This window comes from Streptomyces sp. NPDC051322 (assembly GCF_040689485.1).
In the GTDB taxonomy this organism is placed as follows: domain Bacteria; phylum Actinomycetota; class Actinomycetes; order Streptomycetales; family Streptomycetaceae; genus Streptomyces.
Genome location: NZ_JBFBAK010000001.1, coordinates 721,060 through 747,177 on the forward strand (window position 1 = coordinate 721,060; position 26,118 = coordinate 747,177).

At 69.4% G+C, this 26,118-nt stretch carries 24 protein-coding genes and 1 pseudogene; 14 read left to right on the forward strand and 11 right to left on the reverse strand.

Features of this window, described 5'->3' with window-relative positions; genetic code table 11:
* Positions 1-15 precede the first annotated feature (15 nt).
* Positions 16-945 (forward strand): oxidoreductase, encoded by a 930-nt coding sequence (locus AB0436_RS03365; protein ID WP_366465944.1) that lies wholly within the window; start codon positions 16-18, stop codon positions 943-945.
* Here the strand turns inward: AB0436_RS03365 and AB0436_RS03370 are convergent.
* The 4 genes from AB0436_RS03370 to dusB all read right to left on the reverse strand — a co-directional run bounded on the left by AB0436_RS03370 (position 936) and on the right by dusB (position 6,758).
* Positions 936-1,340, reverse strand: a complete 405-nt coding sequence (locus AB0436_RS03370; RefSeq protein WP_366465946.1) for a VOC family protein — start codon at positions 1,338-1,340, stop codon at positions 936-938. The genes AB0436_RS03365 and AB0436_RS03370 overlap by 10 nt on opposite strands.
* Positions 1,341-1,573: 233 nt before the next feature.
* On the reverse strand, positions 1,574-4,294 hold the full coding sequence (gene ppdK / locus AB0436_RS03375; RefSeq protein ID WP_366465947.1) for a pyruvate, phosphate dikinase: 2,721 nt from the start codon (positions 4,292-4,294) through the stop codon (positions 1,574-1,576).
* A gap of 392 nt (positions 4,295-4,686) precedes the next feature.
* Positions 4,687-5,490, reverse strand: a complete 804-nt coding sequence (locus AB0436_RS03380) for a methyltransferase domain-containing protein (RefSeq protein ID WP_366465948.1) — start codon at positions 5,488-5,490, stop codon at positions 4,687-4,689.
* A gap of 140 nt (positions 5,491-5,630) precedes the next feature.
* A complete protein-coding gene (gene dusB, locus AB0436_RS03385; protein WP_366465949.1) occupies positions 5,631-6,758 on the reverse strand; it encodes a tRNA dihydrouridine synthase DusB in 1,128 nt (375 codons plus the stop codon).
* 52 nt (positions 6,759-6,810) lie between these two features.
* On the opposite strand from dusB, the gene AB0436_RS03390 reads away from it, so the two are divergent.
* Complete coding sequence (locus AB0436_RS03390; protein WP_366465950.1) at positions 6,811-8,265, forward strand: MFS transporter; 1,455 nt, start codon at positions 6,811-6,813, stop codon at positions 8,263-8,265.
* Here the strand turns inward: AB0436_RS03390 and AB0436_RS03395 are convergent.
* Positions 8,238-9,089, reverse strand: a complete 852-nt coding sequence (locus tag AB0436_RS03395) for a helix-turn-helix transcriptional regulator (protein WP_366465951.1) — start codon at positions 9,087-9,089, stop codon at positions 8,238-8,240. The two genes, AB0436_RS03390 and AB0436_RS03395, sit on opposite strands and share 28 nt — an antisense overlap.
* Before the next feature lie 101 nt (positions 9,090-9,190).
* On the opposite strand from AB0436_RS03395, the gene AB0436_RS03400 reads away from it, so the two are divergent.
* Complete coding sequence (locus AB0436_RS03400; RefSeq protein WP_366465952.1) at positions 9,191-10,642, forward strand: MFS transporter; 1,452 nt, start codon at positions 9,191-9,193, stop codon at positions 10,640-10,642.
* Positions 10,643-10,723: 81 nt separating this feature from the next.
* Here the strand turns inward: AB0436_RS03400 and AB0436_RS03405 are convergent, their stop codons facing one another.
* A complete protein-coding gene (locus tag AB0436_RS03405) occupies positions 10,724-10,945 on the reverse strand; it encodes a DUF6243 family protein (protein WP_366465953.1) in 222 nt (73 codons plus the stop codon).
* Between the two features lie 169 nt (positions 10,946-11,114).
* Between AB0436_RS03405 and AB0436_RS03410 the strand changes: the two genes are divergently transcribed.
* The 5 genes and pseudogenes from AB0436_RS03410 to AB0436_RS03430 form a co-directional block, all read left to right on the forward strand.
* A complete protein-coding gene (locus tag AB0436_RS03410; protein ID WP_366465954.1) occupies positions 11,115-12,137 on the forward strand; it encodes an aldo/keto reductase in 1,023 nt (340 codons plus the stop codon).
* A 65-nt stretch (positions 12,138-12,202) separates the two neighbouring features.
* Positions 12,203-12,877 (forward strand): TetR family transcriptional regulator, encoded by a 675-nt coding sequence (locus AB0436_RS03415; protein ID WP_366465955.1) that lies wholly within the window; start codon positions 12,203-12,205, stop codon positions 12,875-12,877.
* Complete coding sequence (locus AB0436_RS03420) at positions 12,867-13,445, forward strand: helix-turn-helix domain-containing protein (protein ID WP_366465956.1); 579 nt, start codon at positions 12,867-12,869, stop codon at positions 13,443-13,445. The genes AB0436_RS03415 and AB0436_RS03420 overlap by 11 nt, the downstream gene beginning before the upstream one ends.
* 87 nt (positions 13,446-13,532) lie before the next feature.
* Positions 13,533-14,846, forward strand: coding sequence for an MFS transporter (locus AB0436_RS03425; protein WP_366465957.1), 1,314 nt, complete (start codon positions 13,533-13,535; stop codon positions 14,844-14,846).
* Between the two features lie 45 nt (positions 14,847-14,891).
* Positions 14,892-15,164: pseudogene (locus AB0436_RS03430) on the forward strand (Uma2 family endonuclease); the annotation flags it as partial.
* An 84-nt stretch (positions 15,165-15,248) separates the two neighbouring features.
* Here the strand turns inward: AB0436_RS03430 and AB0436_RS03435 are convergent.
* On the reverse strand, positions 15,249-16,631 hold the full coding sequence (locus AB0436_RS03435) for a glycine--tRNA ligase (RefSeq protein ID WP_366465958.1): 1,383 nt from the start codon (positions 16,629-16,631) through the stop codon (positions 15,249-15,251).
* A 156-nt stretch (positions 16,632-16,787) separates the two neighbouring features.
* Here AB0436_RS03435 and AB0436_RS03440 point away from each other — a divergent pair, with 156 nt between their 5' ends.
* The 4 genes from AB0436_RS03440 to AB0436_RS03455 are packed head-to-tail and all read left to right on the forward strand — an operon-like array spanning position 16,788 to position 19,935.
* The gene (locus AB0436_RS03440) at positions 16,788-17,753 is read left to right on the forward strand and encodes a metal ABC transporter substrate-binding protein (protein ID WP_366465959.1); all 966 of its coding nucleotides are present in this window, start codon (positions 16,788-16,790) and stop codon (positions 17,751-17,753) included.
* Positions 17,754-17,785: 32 nt separating this feature from the next.
* Entirely contained in the window at positions 17,786-18,553 is a 768-nt protein-coding gene (locus AB0436_RS03445) for a metal ABC transporter ATP-binding protein (protein WP_366465960.1), read from the forward strand.
* Positions 18,554-18,555: 2 nt separating this feature from the next.
* A complete protein-coding gene (locus tag AB0436_RS03450; RefSeq protein WP_366465961.1) occupies positions 18,556-19,449 on the forward strand; it encodes a metal ABC transporter permease in 894 nt (297 codons plus the stop codon).
* Positions 19,450-19,506: 57 nt separating this feature from the next.
* On the forward strand, positions 19,507-19,935 hold the full coding sequence (locus AB0436_RS03455; RefSeq protein WP_366465963.1) for a transcriptional repressor: 429 nt from the start codon (positions 19,507-19,509) through the stop codon (positions 19,933-19,935).
* Positions 19,936-20,081: 146 nt separating this feature from the next.
* On the opposite strand, the gene AB0436_RS03460 is transcribed toward AB0436_RS03455, so the two are convergent.
* The 4 genes from AB0436_RS03460 to leuA form a co-directional block, all read right to left on the reverse strand.
* Positions 20,082-20,894, reverse strand: a complete 813-nt coding sequence (locus AB0436_RS03460) for an isoprenyl transferase (RefSeq protein WP_366465964.1) — start codon at positions 20,892-20,894, stop codon at positions 20,082-20,084.
* Between the two features lie 30 nt (positions 20,895-20,924).
* Positions 20,925-21,671 carry a DNA repair protein RecO gene (recO, locus tag AB0436_RS03465; protein WP_366465965.1) on the reverse strand — a complete coding sequence of 249 codons (747 nt, stop codon included), beginning with the start codon at positions 21,669-21,671 and terminating at the stop codon, positions 20,925-20,927.
* Positions 21,672-21,734: 63 nt separating this feature from the next.
* Positions 21,735-22,430, reverse strand: a complete 696-nt coding sequence (locus tag AB0436_RS03470; protein WP_366465966.1) for a TerB family tellurite resistance protein — start codon at positions 22,428-22,430, stop codon at positions 21,735-21,737.
* 251 nt (positions 22,431-22,681) lie between these two features.
* On the reverse strand, positions 22,682-24,439 hold the full coding sequence (gene leuA, locus AB0436_RS03475) for a 2-isopropylmalate synthase (RefSeq protein WP_366465967.1): 1,758 nt from the start codon (positions 24,437-24,439) through the stop codon (positions 22,682-22,684).
* A gap of 296 nt (positions 24,440-24,735) precedes the next feature.
* On the opposite strand from leuA, the gene AB0436_RS03480 reads away from it, so the two are divergent.
* Positions 24,736-25,779 carry a M4 family metallopeptidase gene (locus AB0436_RS03480; protein WP_366465968.1) on the forward strand — a complete coding sequence of 348 codons (1,044 nt, stop codon included), beginning with the start codon at positions 24,736-24,738 and terminating at the stop codon, positions 25,777-25,779.
* A gap of 27 nt (positions 25,780-25,806) precedes the next feature.
* Positions 25,807-26,073, forward strand: coding sequence for a protealysin inhibitor emfourin (locus AB0436_RS03485; RefSeq protein ID WP_366465969.1), 267 nt, complete (start codon positions 25,807-25,809; stop codon positions 26,071-26,073).
* Positions 26,074-26,118: the final 45 nt, after the last annotated feature.

Genomic DNA, 26,118 nt, shown 5'->3' on the forward strand with positions numbered 1-26,118 from the left:
TCGTACGCTGGGCGCATGACCAAGGGCTGGACTTCGCGTGACATCCCCGACCAGAGCGGTCGCACCGCCGTGGTCACCGGGTCGAACAGCGGCATCGGATACGTCACCGCGCGCGAGCTGGCCCGATGCGGTGCGCGGGTGGTCCTCGCCTGCCGCAACGCGGCTCGCGGCACCGAGGCGGAGGCCCGGATCCGGCGGGAGGTGCCGGGCGCGGAGGCCGTGTTCGCGCCGCTGGACCTCGCCGACCTCTCCTCGGTGCGGGAATTCGCCGCCGGATACACCGGCGACCGCCTCGATCTGCTGATCAACAACGCCGGGGTGATGGCCCTCCCGTACCGGCGGACGGCCGACGGATTCGAGACCCAGTTCGGGGTCAACCACCTGGGGCACTTCGCCCTCACCGGACTGCTGCTGCCGAAGCTGCTGGCCACCCCGGGCGCCCGGGTGGTGAGTATGTCCAGCGGCGCGCATGCCCTGGCCAACATCGACATCGACGACCTCAACAGTGAGCACGGGTATCGCCGTTGGATCGCCTACGGGCGGTCCAAGACAGCAAACCTGCTGTTCGTCCACGAGCTGGCCCGGCGGCTGGCCGCCACCGGATCCCCTGTCGTCGCTGCCGCCGCCCACCCCGGTTACGCGGACACCAACCTCCAGACGGCCGGCGTACGGATGGAGGGCCGCCGGGCCGCCGAGCGGCTGGCGCTGCTCGGCAACCGGCTGATCGCCCAGCCCGCGGAGGCCGGCGCGCTGCCCGCGCTGTACGCGGCCACCGCGCCCGGTGTGCGGCCCGATTCCTTCACCGGACCGCGCTTCCTGGCCTGGCGCGGCGCCCCCGCACCGTCCTGGCGGGCGAAGTGGACGACGAACGATACGGCGGGCGAACGGCTGTGGGCGGCGTCGGAGCAGCTCACCGGGGTGTCGTACGCCGCTCTTCAGCCCTGAACGGCGGCCGGGTCCATCCACATGACTTCCCAGATGTGACCGTCGGGGTCCTGGAAGGAACGCCCGTACATCGGCCCCTGCTCCTGGGTGTCGTTGGCGGGTGAGCCGCCGGAGGCCAGCGCCGTGTCGACGAGCTGGTCGACCGCTTCCCGGCTGTCCGCGGTGAGACAGACCAGGACCTCGGTGGTCGCGGTGGCGTCGGCGATGTCCTTCTTGGTGAACTGCTTGAAGAACGGCTCGGTGATCAGCATCGCGTAGATGGTGTCGCTGATGACCACGCAGGCGGCGTTCTCATCGGTGAACTGCGGGTTGATGGTGTATCCGAGCTTGGTGAAGAAGGCCTTCGAGACCTCCAGGTCCTTGACCGGCAGGTTGACGAAGATCAGCTGAGGCATGACGGTCTCTTTCCGGGTTCGTGGCCCACCGTGCGGCGTGCCTTGCACAGAGGTAGACGAACGGCCGGAAGGAAACTCATCGATCGGCCCGGAGATCGTGCCCGAGATCGTTCCGGCCCACGGCGGAGGGGCGGCACCCCCGCACGGGTTGCCGCCCCTCCGTCTGTTGCACCGGAACCGCCGCCGGGCCGGTGAGGGTCAGGTTGAACCCGGCGGCGGCCCCGGAGTTGTGCTCAGCGGCTGTCGCTGCCCTTCGACAGCGCCGCCGCGCGGCCCGCTTCGAGCCGGGCCACCGGGATGCGGAAGGGTGAGCAGGAGACGTAGTCCAGGCCCACCTCGTGGAAGAAGTGCACCGACTCCGGGTCACCGCCGTGCTCGCCGCAGATGCCCAGCTTGAGGTCGGGGCGGGTGGCGCGGCCGGCTTCGCAGGCGCTGCGGACCAGGGAGCCCACACCGTCCCGGTCGATGGTCTCGAACGGTGAGACCCCGAAGATGCCCTTCTCCAGGTAAGCGGTGAAGAACGAGGCCTCCACGTCGTCCCGGGAGAAGCCCCACACGGTCTGTGTGAGGTCATTGGTGCCGAAGGAGAAGAACTGTGCGGCCTCGGCGATCTGGCCCGCGGTGAGCGCGGCGCGGGGCAGCTCGATCATGGTGCCGATGGTCAGCTTCAGCTCGGTGCCGGTGGCGGCCTCGACCTCGGCGATGACCCGGTCGGCCTCCTCGCGGACGATCTCCAGCTCCTGGACCGTGCCGACCAGCGGAATCATGATCTCCGCACGGGGGTCGCTCTTGCCGTTCTTGCGCTCGGCGGCCGCTTCGGCGATGGCCCGTACCTGCATGGCGAACAGGCCGGGGATGACCAGGCCGAGACGGACCCCGCGCAGACCCAGCATCGGGTTCTGCTCGTGCAGCTTGTGCACGGCCTGCAGCAGGCGCAGGTCGTTCTCGTTGGAGTCCTTGCGGGACTCGGCGAGCGCGACCCGGACCGACAGTTCGGTGATGTCGGGCAGGAACTCGTGCAGCGGCGGGTCGAGCAGCCGGACCGTGACGGGCAGCCCGTCCATCGCCTCGAAGAGCTCGACGAAGTCCTTCTTCTGCAGCGGCAGCAGCGCGCCCAGCGCCGTCTCCCGCTCGTCGTCGGTGTCGGCCAGGATCAGCCGCTCGACGAGCTCACGTCGCTCGCCGAGGAACATGTGCTCGGTGCGGCAGAGGCCGATGCCCTGGGCCCCGAACCGGCGGGCGCGCAGCGCGTCCTCGGCGTTGTCCGCGTTGGCGCGCACCCGCAGCCGGCGGCGGCGGTCGGCGTACGCCATGATCCGGTGCACCGCCTCGACCAGTTCGTCGGCGTCGTCGGCTCCGGCGTGCATCCGGCCCTCGAAGTACTCGACGACCGGCGAGGGCACGACGGGCACCTCGCCCGCGTAGACCTTTCCGGACGAACCGTCGATCGAGACGATGTCGCCCTCCTCGATGACCACGCCGTTCGGTGCGGTCATCCGGCGGCGCTTGGTGTCGACCTCGATCTCCTCGGCGCCGCAGACACAGGTCTTGCCCATGCCGCGGGCGACCACGGCGGCGTGCGAGGTCTTGCCGCCGCGCGAGGTGAGGATGCCCTCAGCGGCGATCATGCCGTCGAGGTCGTCCGGGTTGGTCTCGCGGCGGATCAGGATGACCTTCTCACCGGAACGGGACCACTTGATCGCGGTGTACGAGTCGAAGACAGCCTTGCCGACGGCCGCGCCGGGCGATGCGGCGATGCCGCGGCCGAGCTGGTCGACCTTGGCGCCGTCGTCGAAGCGGGGGAACATCAGCTGGGCGAGCTGCGCCCCGTTGACCCGCTGCAGCGCCTCTGCCTCGTCGATCAGTCCCTGGTCCACGAGCTGGGTGGCGATGCGGAACGCGGCGCCCGCGGTGCGCTTGCCGACCCGAGTCTGCAGCATCCACAACTGGCCGCGCTCAATGGTGAATTCGATGTCGCAGAGATCCTTGTAGTGGGTCTCCAGGGTCTCCATGATCTGCATCAGCCGGTCGTAGGACGTCTTGTCGATCTGCTCCAGATCAGCGAGCGCCACGGTGTTGCGGATGCCGGCGACGACGTCCTCGCCCTGCGCGTTCTGCAGGTAGTCGCCGTAGACGCCCTGGTGGCCGCTGGCCGGGTCGCGAGTGAAGGCGACACCGGTGCCGGAGTCGGGGCCCAGGTTACCGAAGACCATCGAGCAGATGTTGACGGCCGTGCCGAGGTCGCCGGGGATGCGCTCCTGACGGCGGTAGAGCTTGGCGCGGTCGGTGTTCCAGGACTCGAACACCGCCTTTATGGCAAGGTCCATCTGCTCCCGGGGGTCCTGCGGGAAGTCCCGGCCCGCCTCCTGCTTGACGATCTTCTTGAAGTGGCGGACCAGCTTCTTCAGATCGGCCGCTTCGAGGTCGGTGTCCACGCTGACCTGCTTGGCGTCCTTGGCGGCCTCCAGCGCGTCCTCGAAGAGGTCGCCGTCGACGTCGAGCACCGTCTTGCCGAACATCTGGATGAGGCGGCGGTAGGAGTCCCAGGCGAAGCGCTCGTCACCGGCCTGCTTGGTGAGGCCGATCACCGACTTGTCGGAGAGCCCGATGTTGAGGACGGTGTCCATCATCCCCGGCATGGAGAACTTGGCGCCGGAACGGACCGAGACGAGCAGCGGGTCGTCGTGCTGGCCGAGCTTCTTGCCCATGGTCTTCTCGAGGGCGTCGAGGTGCGCACTGACCTCATCGCGCAGCGCGGCGGGCTCGTGGCCGCTGTCGAGGTAGACCTTGCACGCCTCGGTGGTGATGGTGAAGCCCGGAGGAACGGGCAGTCCGAGATTGGTCATCTCGGCGAGGTTGGCGCCCTTTCCGCCGAGCAGATCCTTGAGATCCTTGTTGCCCTCGGTGAAGTCGTAGACGAACTTCGTTACGTGGGGATCTTTGTTTTCCGACACGGGTCTCGACTCCTCGAGGACGCGGTGGCTGCCCTGACGGCGAGGAACATACCCAGATCGAAGGCACCTCGGTACGTCCACTTGTGCGTCATGTGGCTGTAACCACTCGTCTGCCAGCAGATCCAAAGCGATCCGGGCGATGAGCCTCTCGCCCTCGTTCGTTCATCTCTTGAACCCAATGAAGCGCTGGATAAACGAAGCGTAACCGTTCGTTCACTTTCGGCAAGTTTACGTTCGAGCACGGAATGATCGAGCGGTGGCACTCAGTGCCAACCTTTGAGAAATGCACCCCGACACGAACCGCTCGTTTGAGCATGCACCTCATCAAGCGTGGCGAGAATCACGCCCGGACGGGTGCCCGGATTTCAGGATGCGGACCTCGGGAGAGGCCCTCACGGACGGCGTCCCCAGGCGGAGACCATCGGGGCGGTGGCGAGGTCCAGGCGTCCGGTGGCGACGTTCGCCAGGTGGCGGTCGATCTCGTCGTCGGCGGCGATCCCGTCCGCCACCAGCAGGCGGCGGATCTGCTGCACGGTCGCCGTTTCGAGAACGGCGCAGGCCGGCGAAGTGATCGGAAAGTAGCCGTCGGCCTGCACGTCGTGCAGCGCCGCTTCGCGCAGCAGCCGTGGCAGGGTGCGCCCGTATGCGAGGTCCGCGCCGCGCGCCGCCATCAAGGTGCGGAAGCCGGAGCGCAGCCGGTTGGCGAGCTGCTGCTCGGGGCCCGACTCGTCCGGGCACAGCAGGGGCTGCAACCCGGGATCGGCGTCCTCCAGGAGCAGCCATCCGCCGGGCCGCAACGCCTGGATCATCCGGCGCAGCGCCTCGGCGCGGTCGGTGACGTGCACCAGGACCAGCCGGGCGTGCACCAGGTCGAAGCCGCCGGACGGCGGCGGGTCGGCCGCCACGTCGTGGCGCAGCACCTCGGTCACCCCGTCGCCGATGTCCCGGGTCCAGGACACGTCGATGTCGGTGGCGATCACCTTGCCGGTGGGGCCGACCCGTTCGGCCAGTCCGAGCGGTACGGAAGGACCCCCGGCGCCGACCTCCCAGCACCGCATCCCGCGGGTGATCCCGAGCCGGTCGACGTGCCGGAACGTCACCGGATCGAACAGTTCGCTCAGGGCGCCGAAGCGGACGCCTGCCTCCGACTGCTGGTTGTCCAGCAGGTAACCGTGATCAGCGTCGTGGGCAGCCATACGGCGATTCTGGCAGAGCGGATCCGGGGCGCCAGGTCACCGGCGCCGCCGGGCACGGCACTCAGTGCCGCGTGCACAGATGAGCGGGCCCATTCGGCCGGCACGCGGCGGGCAGCGTGCGGCGGGCGCCGCGGGGCGATTCAGCCGCCGGAGGTGTCCAGTTCGGCGTCCGCGCTCACTCCCGCGCAGTCGTAAGGATCCTTCAGCCACCCGTCCGGCAGTACCACCCTATTGTTGCCCGACGTACGGCCGCGCGGGCCGTCCGCGCCGTCCGGCCACGGCTGGTCCAGGTCCAGCTCGTGCAACTGGCCGCCCAGTTCGTCCAGCGACGAGGTGACGGCCAGCTGCCTGCGCATCTGGGAGCCCACGGAGAAGCCCTTGAGGTACCAGGCCACGTGCTTACGGAAGTCGATGACCCCGCGGGTCTCGTCGCCGATCCACTCCCCCAGCAGCGTCGCGTGCCGCAGCATCACGGCGGCCACCTCGCGCAGCGTGGGTGCCTGCCGGGCGGCGGAGCCCTCGAAGGCGCTCACCAGGTCGCCGAAGAGCCAGGGCCGGCCCAGGCAGCCACGTCCCACGACCACACCGTCGCAGCCGGTCTCCCGCATCATCCGCAGGGCGTCGTCGGCGCACCAGATGTCGCCGTTGCCGAGGACCGGGATCTCCGGCACGTGCTCCTTGAGCCGTGCGATGGCGTCCCAGTCCGCCGTGCCGCCGTAGTGCTGAGCGGCGGTCCTGCCGTGCAGGGCGACGGCCGTGACGCCCTCGTCGACGGCGATCCGGCCGGCGTCGAGATAGGTGAGGTGGTCGTCGTTGATGCCTTTGCGCATCTTGATGGTGACCGGCAGCGCGCCCGCGTTGGAGACCGCTTCGTTGAGGATCGCGCGCAGCAGCGGACGCTTGAAGGGGAGCGCGGAGCCACCGCCCTTGCGGGTGACCTTGGGGACCGGGCAGCCGAAGTTGAGGTCGATGTGGTCGGCGAGGTCCTCGTCCACGATCATGCGCACCGCCTTGCCGACGGTGACCGGGTCAACTCCGTACAGCTGGATCGAGCGCGGCGTCTCGGTCCTGTCGAAGTGGATCAGCTGCATGGTCTTCGCGTTGCGCTCCACCAGCGCCCGCGTCGTGATCATCTCGCTGACGAACAGCCCCTTGCCACCGCTGAATTCGCGGCAGAGGGTGCGGAACGGGGCGTTGGTGATACCCGCCATGGGGGCGAGCACGACGGGCGGCTGCACGGAGTGCGGACCGATGGAGAGGGTGGTCATGGACCCATTGTCGCGTATCCGAGCAGTCGTTAGTTAGCCGTACTATTGATGGATGCCCGAGCTCAGTCACCGCCGCAGAATGCTGGTGCTCGCGATCTGCTGCATGAGTCTGCTGATCGTCAGCCTGGACAACACCGTCCTCAACGTCGCTCTCCCCTCGATGGCGAAGGAGCTGCGCACCTCGGTCTCCGGGATGCAGTGGACGATCGACGCGTACACGCTGGTCCTGGCGTCGCTGCTGATGCTCGCGGGGTCGGCGGCCGACCGGCTCGGCCGCCGCAGGGTCTTCAAGACGGGGCTCGTGATCTTCACCGTCGGCTCGGTGCTGTGTTCCGTCGCACCGGACCTGCAGTCACTGGTCATCTTCCGGATGGTGCAGGCCGTCGGCGGTTCGATGCTCAACCCGGTCGCGATGTCGATCATCACCAACACGTTCACCGAGCCCCGCGAACGCGCCCGGGCGATCGGGGTGTGGGGCGGTGTGGTCGGCATCTCCATGGCCGCGGGGCCGCTGATCGGCGGGGTACTGGTGGACTCGGTCGGCTGGCGTTCGATCTTCTGGATCAATCTCCCGGTGGGCCTGGCCGCTCTGTTGCTGACCTGGCGCTACGTGCCGGAGTCCCGCGCCCCCAGGGCGCGCCGACCGGATCCGGTGGGGCAGCTGCTGGTCATGGTGCTGCTCGGCTCGGTGACGTACGCGATCATCGAGGCGCCGTCGGCGGGCTGGGCCTCGCCGCTGATCCTGACGTTCGCCGCCCTGGCGGTGGGCGCCCTCGCCGGGCTTCTGGCGTACGAGCCGAGGCGCCGCGAGCCGCTGATCGACCTGCGCTTCTTCCACAGCGCGCCGTTCAGCGGTGCCACGGTGATCGCGGTCTGCGGATTCGCCGCGCTCGGTGGCTTCCTCTTCCTCAACACGCTGTATCTGCAGAACGTCCGCGGCCTCTCCGCGCTGCACGCCGGGCTCTACATGCTGCCGATGGCCGCGCTCACCTTCGTCTGCGCGCCGCTGTCCGGACGGCTGGTGGGCAACCGGGGGCCACGGCTCTCGCTGCTGATCGCGGGTGCCGCGATGGCACTCAGCGGGCTGATCTTCGCGATCCTCGACGCGGAGACCAACACGGTGCTGCTCTTCACCGGATACGTGCTCTTCGGCATCGGCTTCGGCATGGTGAACGCACCGATCACCAACACCGCGGTCTCCGGCATGCCCCGAGCCCAGGCGGGGGTGGCGGCGGCGGTCGCCTCGACCAGCCGGCAGGTGGGCTCGACGCTGGGGGTCGCCGTCATCGGTGCCGTACTGGCATCGGGAGTGAGCGGCGCCGCCCATACCGCGGGCTTCGCGGATGCGAGCAGGACGGCCTGGTGGATCATCACCGGATGCGGGGCCGCCGTCCTGGCGTTCGGACTGCTGACCAGCGGCAGCTGGGCCCGGCGGACCGCGCTGCGGACCGCCGAGCGGCTCGGGGAGCCGGAGACGGCTCAGAGCGTGGCGGGCGTCGAGGCGTAGAGCCGCTCGAGCCGCTCGCGGGACTCGGCGTTGGCCGGTACGTAGGTCACCAGCCGGGGACCGGACTCCGGTCCCAGCCAGAGATTGGTGTGATCCAGCAGCAACGGGCCCACCGCGCTGTTGTGGAAACGCTTGGTCCTGCCGCCGGGGCCGACCACCTCATGGCGCGCCCAGAGCTCGCGGAACTCGGGCGACGCCTCCAGCCGTTTCAGCAGTGCCTTCCACGCCGGCTCGGCGAGATGCTCGGCCATCGAGGCCCGGAACTTCGCGGCCATCACCCGGTTCATCTCGTCGAGATCGACGACCGAGGAACGCCATGCCTCGTTGGTGTAGGAGAGCAGCATGCAGTTGCGGTCCTCGGGCGCGACGGCATCGAGGTCGCAGAGCAGCCGACCGTAGGTTCTGTTGTACGCGAGGATGTCGTAACGGCTGTTCTGGATGGAGGCCGGGATCGGGTCGAGTTGCTCGATCATCGCCGTCAGCGCGGGCGTGATGCTGGGGCAGACGGTGTTGGGCGCCGGGTCGACGGCGCCCGACAGCGCGAAGAGGTGGCTGCGCTCGCTCCGGTCGAGGAGCAGGGTGCGGGCGATGGCGTCCAGCACCTGCGGGGAGACCTGGATGTCCCGGGCCTGCTCGAGCCAGGTGTACCAGGTGACGCCCACCGCGGAGAGCTGGGCGACCTCTTCGCGGCGCAGCCCCGGCGTACGCCTGCGGGTGCCGCGCGCCAGGCCGACCTGCTCGGGGGTGATGCGTTCGCGGCGGCTGCGCAGGAAGTCTGCGAGCTCGTGCCTGCGGACATCGGATGCGGGCGCTACGGTGCTCATGCACTCAGGGTGCCGCAATGCTCAGCCCATTGCCAGGTACTGCTTCTACCAGGATAAGCAGACTCTGGTACCAGGCTGCGAGACGGTGGATTCTCGACTCCGTGAGCAACACAACGGTACGACCCACCTCATCCGTCACCCCCACCGTCACCCGGCACGACCACCCCACTCCGGTGCTCGGCACGCTCGGGCTGTTCACGGTGCTGCTCGGGGCGGCGCTGCCGCTGATCGACTTCTTCATCGTCAACGTCGCGCTGCCCACGATCGAACACGACCTGGCCGCGGGCCCCGCCATGCTGGAGCTGGTGGTCGCCGGTTACGGCGTCGCGTACGCCGTCCTGCTGGTGCTCGGCGGCCGGCTCGGGGACATGATCGGGCGGCGCCGGCTCTTTCTGCTGGGCATGGCGGCCTTCGGCCTGACCTCCCTTGCCTGCGGTCTCGCCCCCGACGCCTGGGCGCTGGTCGGGGCGCGGGTGGCGCAGGGCGCCGCGTCGGCACTGATGCTGCCGCAGGTGCTTGCCACCATCCAGTCCACCACGGCCGGGCCCCGGCGGGCCAAAGCGATGGGGCTCTACGGAGCCACCGCGGGCCTTTCCATGGTCGCCGGGCAGATCCTCGGCGGTGTCCTGGTGGCCGCCGACGTCGCAGGAACCGGCTGGCGGTCGATCTTCCTGGTCAATGTCCCGGTTGCCGTCGTCGGACTGATCCTCGCGGTCCGCTCCGTGCCCGAGACCAAGTCCGACCGGCCGGCGCCGGTGGACGTCCCCGGGACGCTGCTGCTCGGCGTCTCACTGGTCACCCTGCTCGCACCGCTGACCGAGGGCCGGGCAGCCGGCTGGCCGCTGTGGACCTGGGTCTCGCTCGCTGTCTTCCCGTTCGCCGCGTTCGCCTTCTTCCGCACCGAGCGGGCGGCCGACCGCCGGGGCGAGGTACCGCTGGTGCCGCCGAGCCTGCTGCGGCTGGACTCGCTGCGGCGCGGGCTGGCGCTGGTGCTGCCGTTCTCCATAGGTTTCGGCGGCTTCATGTTCGTGATCGCGGTCGCGCTGCAGCAGGGACTGCGGATGGGGCCGGTGACCGCGGGCCTCGCGCTGGTGCCGATGGCAGCCGCGTTCTTCGTGGCCTCGCTGGCCGGGCCCCGGCTGGTCGGCCGGTACGGGAGCCGGGTGGTGACCGCCGGGTCGCTGATCCAGCTCGTCGGTGTCGCGGGGATCGCGGCCACCGTGTGGTGGGGCTGGCCGGACCTGGGCATAGCCGCCCTGGCGCCGGGGACCGCCGTGGCCGGCTTCGGCCAGGGCCTGCAACTGCCGGTGCTGATGCGCATCGTGCTGTCCGACGTGCCGTCGGACCGGGCCGGTGTCGGCAGCGGCGTGATGACCACCACACAGCAGTCCGCGCTGGCGCTGGGGGTGGCGACGCTCGGCAGCCTCTTCCTGTCGCTGAGCTCCTCGATGGGCATGCGGGAGGCGCTGGCGATCACCCTGCTGCTACAGCTCGGCACGGTCGCCGTCACGGCGCTGCTCAGCCTGCGGCTGCCGCGCGGCGCGGTGCGGTAGCCCTTCGAGGTGCGGTGGGACAGCGGTGGGCCCGGATCGCGTAACGCGTTCCGGGCCCACCGGTTTCCGTTCTTGCTGCTGTCAGTCCTGCTCGTCGGCCGAGGGGGTCTCGGAGGTCGCGGGGGTCTCCGGCGTCTCGCTTCCCTCCGCGCGCTCGCGCATCTTCCGCAGCAGTTCCTGCTTCTGGTCTGCCGCTGACCTGCGGTCCTCGGCGCCCGCCGCCGCCGAGCTCTGTGCTCCGGAGCGGGGCATCTTCTTGCGCTGCCCGCCCACGCCAAGAAGGTTGTTACGACTCTTTGCCATGCCGGTCAGCGTACCGGGCGCGTCGGCGACGGCCGCACCATTTTTCCGGCCGCCCGGCGCGCCGCACCCACAACTGACAGATATTGAAATCTGTCAGTTGTCATGCCAGAGTGGGTGGCGACCCGCCACGCGCCCGACCACCACCCCACCAGTTCCGGAGGACACGTCCATGGCCACCACCCCTGCCATTCCCACCCGCCCCCTCGGCTCCACCGGACCCCGGACCGCCGCGCTCGGCCTCGGCTGCATGGGCATGTCCGGGATGTACGGCGAAACCGACCGCGCCGAGTCCATCGCCACCATCCACGCCTCACTCGACGCCGGGATCACGCTGCTCGACACGGGTGACTTCTACGGCATGGGCCACAACGAACTCCTGATCGGCGAGGCACTGCGTACCGCCCCCGCCGCCCACCGCGAACAGGCCCTCACCAGCGTCAAGTTCGGCGCCCTGCGCACCGTCGAGGGCGGCTTCACCGGATACGACGGCCGACCGAACGCGGTCAAGAACTTCGCGGCCTACTCACTCCAGCGGCTCGGCACGGACCACATCGACATCTACCGGATCGCCCGGGTCGACCCGGACGTGCCGATCGAGGAGACCGTCGGGGCCATCGCCGAGCTGATCGAGGCCGGTCACGTCCGGCACGTCGGCCTCTCCGAGGTCGGCGCGGACACCCTCCGCCGGGCCGCCGCGGTCGCCCCCATCGCCGACCTGCAGATCGAGTACTCGCTGATCTCGCGCGGCATCGAGGAGGCGATCCTGCCGGTGACCCGCGAGCTGGGCATCGGCATCACCGCGTACGGAGTGCTCTCCCGCGGTCTGATCAGCGGGCACTTCACCCGTGACCGTGAGCTGGCCCCCGGCGACTTCCGCGGCATGAGCCCGCGCTTCCAGGGCGAGAACCTCCGGCACAACCTCGATCTGGTGGAAACGCTGCGCAAGATCGCCGAGCAGAAGGGGGTGTCCGTCGCACAGATCGCCATCGCCTGGGTGCTGGCTCAGGGTGAGGACATCGTGCCACTGATCGGCGCCCGCCGTCGCGACCGGCTGACCGAGGCCATCGGATCCGTGGACGTGGCACTGGACGCCGGCGACCTCAGCGCCATCGAGCGGGCCGTCCCGGCCGATGCCGCGGCGGGCGAGCGCTACCCCGCAGCCCAGATGGCCCACCTCGACAGCGAGCGCTGACCGGCGGGTACGGTCGACTGCGATCCGTCCCGCGCAAGGCAGCGCAGAAAGGCAGCGCAGACCCGATGACGCCCGAAGTCCTGACACCCGAGCGCATTCTCCGGGCCACCGAGGAGGTGCTGCGCCGCCACGGTCCCGCGAAGGCGACGGTGGTCGATGTGGCTCGGGTGCTGGGCGTCAGCCACGGCAGCGTCTACCGGCACTTCCGCACCAAGGCCGCGCTGCGGGAGGCCGTCACCGAGCGCTGGCTGGACCGCACGGTGGTCGAGCTCGCCCGGTACACCGCCCGGCAGGCAGGCCCGGCGCCGGTCCGGCTGGCGGGCTGGCTGACCGCGCTTTTCACCGCCAAGCGTCACAAGGCCGGCGGAGACCCCGAACTGTTCGCCACGTACAACGTGCTGGCCGGTGAGAGCAGCAGCGTGGTGGAGCGCCATGTCGAGGTGCTGACCGAGCAGCTCACCCGGATCATCGCGGACGGCTGCCAGGACGGGGAGTTCACCGTCGGCGAGGCCGAACACGCCACCGTGGCCCGCGCGGTCTTCGATGCCACCGACCGCTTCCACGATCCGGTGTACGCGGCGGAGTGGAACAGCCCCGGCATCGAGGAGGCGTTCGTCGCGGTACGCAATCTGCTGCTGCGCGGACTCGAGGCACGCACTGTCGGTGGCGGGCGACCGACGGCCCCGGGGAAGCCGAGGAGCAGCGCTGAGGGCCGGTTACGCTGCCCGCATGCCCAGTGACAAGCCCGTACGGACCATCGACGCCCGAAGCCTGCGCGCCCTCGCGCACCCGCTGCGGGTGCGCATCCTGGAGTCGCTGCGCCGCGACGGGCCTGCGACCTCGACCCGGCTGGCCCAGGAGTTCGGGGAGAACACCGGCACGGTGAGCTGGCATCTGCGGCATCTCGCCGAGCACGGCTTCATCGAGGAGGACGTGGAGCGCGGTACGAAGCGCGAGCGCTGGTGGCGGGCGGTCGAAGACCGGCAGGTGCTGCACACCGAGCAGTTGCGCAAGGATCCGGCGGCGCGCGAGGCCGTCGACGTGTATCTGCAGGAACTGATTCAGCAGCACTTCCAACGGGTGACCGCCTATCTGTCCCAGGCATGGCCGGACGAGTGGGAACGCTCCGGGACCATCTCCAACTGGGACGACCTGCGCCTGACGCCGGACCGGCTGAAGCAATTGAACGCCGATCTGATGGCCGTCATCGACAACTACTACCCGTCGGCGGACGAGCCGCCCGCGCCCGGGTCGCTGCCGATCAGCATCCAGATCCAGGCGTTCCCGCGCCGCGAGCGCAAGGACTGAGCCGCTGCCGGCCCATCGAGGAAATAATGCAGAGGATTCTCTGCAAATGACTGTGCAGAGAACCCTCTGCAAGGTACCTTCAGTGCCATGACGACGACGGGCACGACCGAGCGCACCGCTCCCCGCAGTCTCCTCCTCCGCAACCGCGACTTCCGGCACCTCTGGACCGGTTCGACCACCGGCAAGTACGGCGCCTCGGTCACCTCGGTCGCTCTCCCGCTGGTCGCGGTCACGATGTTGCACGCCTCCACATTCCAGGTGGGCCTGCTCACCGCGGTCACCTGGCTGCCGTGGCTGCTCATCGGGCTACCGGCCGGCGCCTGGGTGGACCGACTGCCGCGCCGCCCCGTCATGCTGGCCGCCGACGCGGCCGCGCTACTGCTCTTCGCCGGGATACCTGCGGCCGCCTGGCTGGGACTGCTGACGATCGGCTATCTGCTCGTCACCGCCTTGCTGGTCGGCACAGCCACCGTCTTCTTCCAGACCGCGTACACCGCGCTGCTCCCCCACCTCGTCGCGCCCGAGGACCAGGCGGAAGGCAACTCCAAGCTGCACGGCAGCGAGTCGGCGGCTCAGCTCGCCGGATACGGGACGGGCGGCTTCCTGGTCCAGGCGGTCGGCGCGGCCAACGGGCTCTTCGTGAACGCCGCGACGTTCGCGGTGTCCTTCCTCTGTGTCCTGCGCATCAAGCACCGGGAGCCGCGCGGTCCCGTCGCCCCGCGCTCGCGCGGCGCACTCGGCCGGGAGATCCGCACAGGGCTGCGGCTGACGTTCGGCGACCCGTATCTGCGCGCCATGACCGTCAACGGTGGCGCCGCCAACCTGGCGCTGATGGCCTATCAGTCGATCCTGGTGGTCTTCCTGGTCCGCGAGGTCCACCTCTCCTCGGGCGTCATCGGCGCGCTGATGACCGGTGGCGGCATCGGAGGCATCCTCGGCGCCTTCGCCGCGCGCCGCCTCGCCGCCCGCATCGGCACCGCACGCGCCCTGCTCTTCTTCGAACTGCTTCCGTCGCTGGCTCTGCTGATCCCGCTGACCACGCGGGGACCGGGGCTGGTGCTCTTCCTGATCGGCTACATGTCGGTCTCGTTCGGGGTCATCGCGGGCAACATTATCTCCTCGACGTTCCGGCAGCAGTACTGCCCCAAGGAGGTGCTGGGCCGGATCAGCGCGTCCGCCGCCTTCCTCAATTACGGCACCATCCCGCTCGGCGCCCTCATCGGCGGCGCGCTCGGCGAGGCGCTGGGCACCCGCACCGCACTGTGGATCACCATCGCGGGTCTCCCGGCGGCGGCGTCCCTCCTGTGGTTCTCCCCGATCCGCCGCCACCGCGACCTGCCCACCGCTCCCCCGGTCCCCGCGCCGACGCCTCAGGGCGAGCCGGAGCCCTCATCGCGCTGAGCCTGTACGGCTCGCACCCGGAAGCGCTATCTCGACGGCGAGTCACTCGTCCTCGTCGCGGAGCCGACCTCCTCCTCCACCCGGGACGACGACCGGACCGACAAGGTCACGGTGTACGGCGGCGCGGGTATTCCCCTCTACCTCCTGTTGGACATGCAGAAGGAGGAGACCACCATCTTCTGGTCGCCCTCAGCCACGGGTTACGCCTCGCATCTCACCCTTCCCTTCGGTGAGAAGCTGCGTATTCCGGCGCCCTTCGGTATCGATCTCGACACCAGCGGCTTCGAGGCCCCCGGACAACAGGAAGTGCAGAAATGACGGGCCGAGCCGTCACCTCAGGCACAGGACGAAGCCCCCGGTTCCTGATACGGAACCGAGGGCTCAGCCGGGCAGGTACGACGGTCAGCAGCCCAGCAGGTGGCTGCCCAGGTACGACTGGATCTGGTCCAGCGAGACGCGGTCCTGCTTCATCGTGTCGCGCTCGCGGACGGTCACCGCATTGTCGTCGAGCGTGTCGAAGTCGACGGTGACGCAGAACGGCGTACCGATCTCGTCCTGACGGCGGTAGCGGCGGCCGATGGCGCCCGCGTCGTCGAACTCGATGTTCCAGTTCTTCCGCAGGTCGGTCGCCAGGCCCTTGGCCTTCGGCGAGAGCTGCGGGTTCCGGGACAGCGGCAGCACCGCGACCTTGACCGGCGCCAGGCGCGGGTCGAGACGCATCACGGTGCGCTTCTCCATCACGCCCTTGGCGTTGGGCGCCTCGTCCTCGTTGTACGCGTCGAGCATGAAGGCCAGCATGGTGCGGCCGACACCCGCCGCGGGCTCGATGACGTACGGCGTCCAGCGCTCGCCCTTCTCCTGGTCGAAGTAGGAGAGGTCGGTGCCGGAGGCCTTGGCGTGCGCGGAGAGGTCGAAGTCGGTGCGGTTGGCGACGCCTTCCAGCTCGCCCCACTCGCTGCCGCCGAAGCGGAAGCGGTACTCGATGTCAGCGGTGCGCTTGGAGTAGTGGGAGAGCTTCTCCTTCGGATGCTCGAACCACCGCATGTTCTCCTCACGCAGGCCCAGGTCGCGGTACCAGTTCCAGCGCTGCTCCATCCAGTATTCCTGCCACTGCTCGTCCTCGCCCGGCTTGACGAAGAACTCCATCTCCATCTGCTCGAACTCGCGGGTGCGGAAGATGAAGTTGCCCGGAGTGATCTCGTTCCGGAAGGACTTGCCCATCTGCGCGATGCCGAACGGCGGCTTCTTGCGTGAGGTCTGCTGCACCTGGCCGAAGTTGGTGAAGATGCCCTGGGCGGTCTCCGGACGCAGGTAGGCGACGGAGCCGCTGTCCTGGGTCGGGCCGAGGTGGGTGGAGAGCAGACCCGAGAAGTTCTTGGGCTCGGTGAAGGTGCCCTTGTTTCCGCAGTTGGGGCAGTTGAGGTCGGCGAGGCCGTTCGCGGGCAGGTGGCCGTGCTTCTCCTCGTACGCCTCCTCCAGGTGGTCCGCGCGGAAGCGCTTGTGACAGGAGGTGCACTCGGTCAGCGGGTCGGAGAAGGTCGCCACATGGCCGGAGGCCTCCCAGGTCTCGGAGGCCAGGATGACCGACGAGTCGAGACCGACCACGTCCTCGCGCGAGGTGACCATGTAGCGCCACCACTGACGCTTGATGTTCTCCTTCAGCTCGACACCCAGCGGCCCGTAGTCCCAGGCGGCCCGCTGGCCGCCGTAGATCTCACTGGAGGGGTAGACGAAGCCACGGCGCTTGCTCAGGCTGACGATGGTGTCGATCTTGTCGGCGGCCACGGTGCTCTCTTCATTACGACGATGACGAACAGCGGAATGCTTCAGGTTACCGGCGGCTGCACCCCCCGGATCAAATCGGTTCCCGCTCGGTGCCGGGATCGGCCGCCGAGAGGTGCTTGTTGACAATCGTTTCCAGTTTTGTTGAAAATGACTGTCATGAACGTAAGACGCCTCATACCCGCCGCCGCCGTCTCCGGAGCAGTCGCTCTCGGCATGGTCCTGCTCTCCGCCTGTTCCGGTTCCTCCACCGCGGCGGACCGCAGCGACGGCAAGCTCGACGTGGTGGCGTCGTTCTATCCGCTGCAGTACCTGACCCAGCAGATCGGCGGCGACCACGTCTCGGTCACCGATCTGACGAAGCCCGGCGTCGAGCCGCACGATCTCGAGCTCAGCCCCAAGCAGACCGTCGCGCTCTCCGGCGTGGACGCGATCGTCTACCTCAAGGGGCTGCAGCCGGCCGTCGACGAGGCGATCAAGCAGTCCGGCGTCAAGCACACGGCCGACGCCGCCTCCATGGTCCCGCTCGAGAAGCACGGCACCGAGGTGGACGGCCACCACCACACCACGGGCAACAACGACTCGCACTCGCAGACCGAGGCGGGCGCCGATCCACACGTCTGGCTCGACCCGGTGCGGTTCGCCCGGATCGCCAAGGGCGTGAACAAGACGCTCGCCGCCGCCGACCCGGCCCACAAGGCGGACTACCAGAAGAACACCGACGCCCTGGTCAAGAAGCTCGACGCGCTCAACAAGCAGTACGCCGACGGGCTCAGGAACCGCACGTCCGACACCTTCATCACCACCCACGCCGCCTTCGGCTACCTCGCCGAGCGCTACGGCCTCACCGAGGAGGCCATCAGCGGCATCGACCCGGAGAGCGAACCGAGCATCTCGCGCATGAGGGACCTGCACACGCTCGCCGCCGGGCACCACGTGTCCACGGTGTTCTTCGAGACGATCGCCGACCCCGACACCGCGAAGACCCTGGCCGGCGACCTGCACGTCAAGACGGACGTACTGGACCCGCTCGAGGGAATCACCGCCAAGTCCAAGGGCGATGACTACATCGAGGTCATGCAGTCCAACCTCGTCGCGCTCCAGAACGCACTCGGCGCGAAGTGACAGAATCGATCCCGGCCCCGGAGGCACGCCCCATGGAGCACGAACCCGTCATTTCCCTGCGGGGAGCGACAGCCAGCCTCGGCTCGCGCCCCGTGCTGCGTGGCATCGACCTCACCGTGCACCGCGGCGAAGTCGTCGCCCTGCTCGGTGCCAACGGTTCGGGCAAGTCGACCGCCGTCCGTGCGGTGATCGGGCAGGTGCCGCTCACCGGCGGCGGGATCGAACTCTTCGGTACCCCGCTCGCCCGCTTCCGGCACTGGGCCCGCATCGGGTACGTGCCGCAGCGCACCACAGCGGCCGGCGGGGTGCCCGCGACCGTGCGCGAGGTCGTCGCCTCCGGGCGGCTGTCCCGTACGAAGCTGAAGTGGCCGTCCAGGGCCGACCGGGCCGCGGTCGCCCGGGCCATCGAGCTCGTGGGACTCACCGACCGGACCGGGGACTCGGTGAACGCCCTCTCCGGCGGCCAGCACCAGCGGGTCCTGATCGCCCGCGCGCTGGCATCCGAACCCGAACTGCTGATCATGGACGAGCCGATGGCGGGCGTCGACCTGGCCAGCCAGGAGATCCTCGCCTCCACCCTGCGCGAGCAGGTCGCCGCGCGGACGACCGTGCTGCTGGTGCTGCATGAACTGGGGCCACTGGAGCCGCTGATCGACCGCGCGGTCGTGCTGCGCGACGGCTGCGTCACCCACGACGGGCCACCGCCGGAGGCCGTCGGGCAACATGCCCTGCCCGGCCACGACCACGTCCACCCCCACTCCTCGGCCGTCGAGCCGGCCCGCACAGGACTGCTGAGCTGACCATGGAAATCCTGCAGAGCGTTCTCATGCAGCGGGCGCTGCTCGCCGCCGTCCTGGTCGGGATCACCGCCCCCGCCATCGGCATCTATCTCGTCCAGCGCCGCCAGGCCCTGATGGGCGACGGCATCGGGCACATCGCCATGACCGGCGTCGGGCTGGGCTTTCTGCTGAACAGCAGCCCGGTGTGGATGGCGACCCTGGTCTCGGTCCTCGGCGCGGTCACCATGGAACTGATCCGCTCCTACGGGAGGATGCGCGGCGATGTGGCACTGGCGATGCTCTTCTACGGCGGTATGGCGGGCGGGGTGCTGCTGATCAACATCTCCTCCACCGGTTCCACCGCCAACCTCTCCTCGTACCTCTTCGGCTCGCTGGCCACCGTCTCCAGCAGCGAAGTGACCTCGATCTGTCTGCTCGCCGCCTTCGTGGTGCTGGTCACGGTCGGGCTGCGCAGGCAGCTCTTCGCGGTCAGCCAGGACGAGGAGTTCGCCCGGGTCACCGGGCTTCCGGTGCGCGCGCTCAATCTGCTGATCGCGGTGACCGCCGCCGTCACCGTCACCGTCGCCATGCGCGTGGTCGGGCTGTTGCTGGTCAGCGCGCTGATGGTGGTTCCGGTGGCGGCGGCCCAGCAGCTGTCGAAGTCGTTCGCGCTGACCTTCACGCTGGCCGTGGTCATCGGCACGGCCGCGACCCTGTCCGGAACCGTCGTCTCCTACTACCAGGACGTCCCGCCCGGCGCGACAATTGTGTTGCTGGCCATCGGCGTCTTCATCGCCCTGACCGCGTTGGCCGCCCCGCTGGCGAGGCGGCGCGCGCGGGCCGTCGAGGCGGCCGGAGCCGGGTGCGACATTCCGGTGCCGGCCGTGCGCGAGCCGATGGACTCGGTCGGATCCTGACCGAGCTGGCACAATGGCCCGACATATGTGCGGGCGACGGACGGCAAGGAGGCACCTGTGACAGCGGGAGCACCAGTACGAGGCCGGTCGACCCGGCAGCGGGCCGCGGTGGCTGCGGCACTCGACGAGGTGGACGAGTTCCGCAGTGCGCAGGAGCTGCACGATGTCCTCAAGCACCGCGGCGACTCGGTCGGCCTGACCACGGTCTACCGCACGCTGCAGTCGCTCGCCGACGCGGGCGAGGTCGACGTGCTGCGCACCGGCGACGGCGAGTCCGTCTACCGGCGCTGCTCGACCGGTGACCACCATCACCATCTGGTCTGCCGGGCGTGCGGCAAGGCGGTCGAGGTGGAGGGGCCCGCGGTGGAGAAGTGGGCCGAGTCCATCGCGGCGCAACACGGGTATGTGAACGTGGCGCACACGGTGGAGGTCTTCGGGACCTGTTCCGACTGTGCGGGCTCCTCGGCGGAGGGCGGCCGAGGTTAGGCGCTGCGCGCCCGGCTTGCCTGGTACGCCCTCCGGGCGTGTCCTCAATCGTCCCCCAGCTACCGCTGGGAGGTGCCCCCAGGACGGGCTTGGTCTCAAGCCTGTCCGGCGTTTGAGGACCGGGGGTTCGGGGGCGGAGCCCCCGGTTACGCGGGCGGCTGCTGCTCGATCGCGCCGCCGAAGCGGCGGTCGCGCTGGGCGAACTCCAGGCAGGCCCGCCACAGGTCGCGCCGGTCGAAGTCCGGCCACAGGACGTCCTGGAAGACCATCTCCGCGTACGCGCTCTGCCAGATCAGGTAGTTGGAGGTGCGCTGCTCGCCGCTCGGGCGCAGGAAGAGGTCCACGTCCGGCATGTCCGGGTAGTAGATGTACTTCGCGAAGGTCTTCTCGTTGACCTTCGACGGATCGAGCTTCCCCGCCGCCACGTCCCGTGCGATGGCCTGCGCCGCGTCGGCGATCTCCGCGCGGCCGCCGTAGTTGACGCAGAAGTACAGCGTCATCGCATCGTTGGACTTGGTCTGTTCCTGAGCGACCTGCAGCTCCTCGACGACCGACTTCCACAGCTTGGGCATCCGGCCCACCCAGCGGATACGGATGCCGAGCTCGTCCATCTCGTCGCGCCTGCGCCGGATGACGTCACGGTTGAAGTTCATCAAGAAGCGCACCTCGTCGGGTGAGCGCTTCCAGTTCTCGGTGGAGAAGGCGTACAGCGAGAGGTTCTTGACGCCCATCTCGATACAGCCGTTGAGCACTTCCAGCACGGTGGACTCGCCCACCTTGTGCCCCTCGGTGCGCGGCAGCCCCCGGTCCTTGGCCCAGCGGCCGTTGCCGTCCATCACGATCGCGACGTGGTTCGGGACCAGCTCGCCGGGGATCTTCGGTGGGCGCGCGCCCGACGGGTGCGGCTCCGGCACCTTGTACTCGCGTTTGCCGCGCCCCAGAATCCCGCGTCGTGCCATGAGCTCGTCTTCCTCTCACTACTTCTCTGGTTACTTCTCCACGTACCGCATCGAGCGCAGTCCGCGCTCCAGGTGCCAGTGCAGATAGGCGGACACCAGTCCGCTCCCCTCCCTGACATGCCGCGGCTCGGCCGCATCGGCCGTCGGCCAGTCCCCGGTCAGCAGCGCACTGAGCAGCCCGACGGCCTCCGCAGAGGGTACGACGCTGCCGGGCACCCGGCAGTCACCGCACACCACTCCGCCGCTCGCCACCGAGAAGAAGCGGTTGGGCCCCTCCAGGCCGCACTTCGCGCAGTCGTCGAAGCTGGGGGCGTAGCCGTTGACGGCGAGGGAGCGCAGCAGAAAGGCGTCCAGGATCAGATGCGGCGCGTGCTCCCCCCGGGACAGCGTGCGCAGCCCACCGACCAGCAGCAGATACTGCTGCACGGACGGCTCGCCCTCATGGTCGGTGAAGCGTTCCGCGGTCTCCAGCATGGCCGTGCCGGCGGTGTAGCGGGCGTAGTCCCCCGCGATGGAACCACCGTACGGAGCGATCGTCTCACTCTGTGTGCACAACGGAAGCCCTCGCCCGACGAGTTCACTGCCGCGGGCGAAGAACTGCACATCGACATGGGAGAACGGCTCCAGCCGCGCCCCGAACTTCGACTTCGTACGCCGCACCCCCCGCGCGACGGCACGCACCCGCCCGTGGCCGCGGGTCAGAAGCGTGATGATGCGGTCGGCCTCACCGAGCTTCTGGGTCCGCAGCACGATGCCGTCGTCCCGGAAAAGACTCATGGGGTCCATTGTCGCGTACGGAACGAGAGGAACAGCCTGGTCGGTTCAGGACGCCCGGTCGGTTCAGGACGGCATACGGGCCGCGGCTGCCAGCAGCCGGGTGGTGTCATCGGCGCGGAGCTGCAGCGCCCCGCCGACGGTGGCCAGCACCTCGCGCTCCGCCGGGCTGTAGGGGCCGTCCGCGAGAGCGATGCGGGCGCCCTGCAGCAGAATGGATTCGCGGCCCACCGGCGCCAGATGCGGCGCCAACGGCTGCAGCGCCTCGTGGAGTTCGATGGTGAGCGCCGCACCGCACGGCTCGGCGTCGGTGAGGAAGCGGCCGGTGTCGGCGGCGAGCGCGTCGACCAGGGCGGTCAGCTGCTCCTCCGTGCACTCGTCGAACCCGGCGGCCCTGACGGTGGCGACGGCGGTCTCGGTGACCGTGTGCGAGGAGGTGCCGCCCGCGGTGAGGACGGCGAGGGTGACGGTGTGCACGGCGTCGCGCAGCATCGCGGAGAAGCGCGTGGTGGTGGGGTGGTCGAGGGCGTCGGTGGAGAAATGGGTCTCGCAGGCGGTGCATTCGACGAACGGCCCGGTGCGGCCCCGGGACAGCAGCGGCAGGCCGAGCACGGTGAGACGGCGATGGCCGGTGACACGGCGGTAGTTGCGGTCTCCCCCGCAGTCGGCGCAGAAGAACTCGCCGTCGCCGACGGTGTCCCAGGAGGTGCGGACGGCCCAGATGATCGACTTCTTGCCGCTTCGTCCCTTGCTTGGCAGCACGGCTCACCTCCGTAACACCTCGGCATCATTGCCGCGTGCACGTGATGTTAGCCACATTGGCGATCTGACGTCAGCCCCTGACGCGAGATGACTCGGCCCCGGCCACCGCTGCGGGTGGCCGGGGCCCAGGGAAACGCCAGGTCACTGAGGGTTCATGAGGCCGGGACCGGACCGGAACAGATAATCGGGTCCGCGTGGACGGTCCCGGTGTCGATCACTGGCCCACTGGCCGTGGCCCAGTGATCGACAGGTCAGCGGGCGGCGCGGTTGACCGCGGAGACGACCGCCTTCAGCGAGGCGCGCGTGGTGTTGGCGTCGATGCCGATGCCCCACATGACCTTGCCGTCGATCGCGCACTCGATGTACGAGGCGGCCAGCGCGCTGGCGCCCTCGCTCATCGTGTGCTCCTGGTAGTCCAGCAGCCGTGCGTCCACGCCCGTCTCGGCCAGCGCCGCGAAGAACGCGGAGATCGGGCCGTTGCCGGTGCCCGTCAGCGCGGTCTCCTGACCGTCCACGACCGCCTCGACGGTCAGGGTGTCCCGGCCGTCGGTGTCGGTGGTGGTCTGGCCGGAGCGCAGCTGGATACGGCCCCACTGGGACGCCGGGTTGCCGGGGCTGGGCAGGTACTCGTCCTGGAAGATCGACCAGATGTCCTGCGGGGTCACCTCGCCGCCCTCGGCGTCGGTCTTGGCCTGAATGATCTTCGAGAACTCGATCTGCATCCGGCGCGGCAGGTCCAGCTTGTGCTCGTTCTTCAGGACGTAGGCGATACCGCCCTTGCCGGACTGCGAGTTGACCCGGATGACGGCCTCGTAGGAACGTCCCACGTCCTTGGGGTCGATCGGCAGGTACGGGACGGCCCACTCGATGTCGTCGACCGTCTTGCCCTGCGCCGCCGCGTCGGCCTCCATGGCGTCGAAGCCCTTCTTGATGGCGTCCTGGTGGGAGCCGGAGAAGGACGTGTAGACCAGGTCGCCCGCGTAGGGGTGGCGGGGGTGGATCTCCATCTGGTTGCAGTACTCGGCGGTGCGGCGCACCTCGTCGATCTGCGAGAAGTCGATCTGCGGGTCGACGCCCTGGCTGAACAGGTTCATCCCCAGGGTGACCAGGTCGACGTTGCCGGTGCGCTCGCCCTGACCGAACAGGCAGCCCTCGATGCGGTCCGCGCCCGCCATGATGGCCAGTTCGGCGGCGGCGACGGCCGTGCCGCGGTCGTTGTGCGGGTGTACGGACAGGCAGACGTGCTCGCGGCGGGACAGCTTGCGGGACATCCACTCGAACCGGTCCGCGTGCGTGGACGGCGTCGAACGCTCCACGGTGGCCGGCAGGTTCAGGATGATCTCGCGGCCGGCCTCGGGCTGCCAGACGTCCATGACGGCCTCACAGACCTCCAGGGCGAAGTCCAGCTCGGTGTCGGTGAAGATCTCCGGGCTGTACTGGTAGCCGAAGGTCGTCTCGGGGCCCAGGATCTTCTCGGCGTACTCCACCACCAGCCGGGTGCCGTCCACCGCGATCTGCTTGATGTCGTCCTTCGAACCGCGGAAGACCACCCGGCGGAAGGTGGGCGCGGTGGCGTTGTACAGGTGCACGGTGGCCCGGCGCGCGCCGCGCAGCGACTCGACGGTGCGCTCGATCAGGTCCTCGCGGGCCTGGGTGAGGACGGAGATGGTCACGTCCTCAGGGATCGCGCCCTCTTCTTCGATGATGGAACGCACGAAGTTGAAGTCGGTGTCGCCGGAAGCGGGGAAGCCGACTTCGATCTCCTTGTAACCCATCTTCACCAGCAGATCGAACATCTCGCGCTTGCGGGCGGGCGACATGGGGTCGATCAGGGCCTGGTTGCCGTCCCGCAGGTCGGTGGACAGCCAGCGAGGGGCCCGGGTGATCCGGTTCTCGGGCCAGGTGCGGTCCGGGATCTCCACCGCTTCGTACGGGCGGTACTTGTGCACCGGCATGCCGGACGGCTGCTGGGCGTGGGTGGCGTTGGTGATCGGCGTCGGATTCGACATCTGCGTAGGGCTCCTCGGGTGTCCAACGGAAGAGGCCGACTGGGTCTCGCTGCAGCACCAGACTCCGCGGGGAGGGGGTCGGCCTACGACTACAGGCCCTCGCCGCGGCAGCTAAGGAGAAGCAGCCCGAAACGCATGATGTCCGGCAGCTTAGCCGAGCGGCGCCCGGAATGCCGCTGCCGTATCACTATGCGGGACGCCGGAGGGGTAACGGCCGCCGGGCGTTGATCACTCGTTTTCGGCAATACCCGTCACAACAGGTGACATTACTGGGACGCAGTGCCACATTGCAGAGCATGAACGCGCATCCCGTCTTCTGCACGATCGTGCCGCCCCACATCCTCGACAGGCTGGCCGCCGCCGACGACCCCGCCGTATCGGAACCGGCCCGCCGCACACTCCAGGCGGACGCCGGTCACCGCGCCCGTCGGCTCGCCGCCACCCTCGTCGCGCCCGGTGCCACCCCCGGCGACACCCCGCAGCGCACGGTGTACGACGCCGGGCACCGCACCGGTCTGCCCGGCCGGAAGGTGCGCGGCGAGGGCGACGAGGCCGTCAAGGACGCGACCGTCAACCGCGCGTACGCCGGGCTCGGTGCGACCTTCGACCTGTACCTCAAGGCGTACGGGCGGCACTCGATCGACGGCAGCGGCCTGCCGCTCGACGCGAGCGTCCACTACGACCAGAAGTACAACAACGCCTTCTGGGACGGCCGCCAGATGGTCTTCGGTGACGGAGACGGCGAGATCTTCCTCGACTTCACCATCCCGGTGGACGTCATCGGCCATGAACTCACCCACGGCGTGACCCAGTACACCGCGAACCTCGACTACTCCGGCCAGTCCGGCGCGCTCAACGAGTCGGTATCCGACGTGTTCGGCTCTCTCATCAAGCAGTACGCCCTGGACCAGACGGCCGACCGGGCCGACTGGCTGATCGGCGCCGGACTCCTCGCCCCCGGCGTCTCGGGTGTGGCGCTGCGCTCGATGAAGGCCCCGGGGACCGCGTACGACGACGACGTGCTCGGCAAGGATCCGCAGCCGGCCACCATGACCGACTACGTCACCACGGACGACGACAACGGTGGGGTGCACCTCAACTCCGGCATCCCCAACCACGCGTTCTACCTGCTGGCCACGGCCCTCGGCGGCAAGGCCTGGGAGCGGGCCGGGCAGGTCTGGTACGACACCCTGACCGGCGGCGAGCTGCCGGCCGCCGCGACCTTCGCGGACTTCGCCCGGCTGACCGTGGCCGCAGCCCGGGCCCGCTTCGGCAGCGGCGCCGAGCAGGAGGCCGTCGTGAAGGCCTGGTCCACGGTCGGTGTTCCGACAGGCGCGTAACGAGCGAGAAGCGGGTAGACCGTTCCCATGCGTATCGAAGTCAGCCGCACGGGAGGATTCGCCGGCGTTCCGCGTCGGGCCGAGGTGGACACCTCGAACCTGCCCGACGCGGACGAGTGGCACGTCCTGGCCGACCGGGCGGTCACCTCGGGCCGGGACGCGCCGCCCGCCGGGGTGCCGGACGGCTTCCACTACCGGATCACGGTGGACGACCGCACGGTCCACTGCGCGGACCCGCACCTCAGCGAGGCGCAGCGGAAGCTGATCTCGCGGGTGCTGAAAGAGGGGGCGTGAGCCTGGCCCGGCCCGCCTCGTCCCGGCGCCCGCGGCGACGGGGCG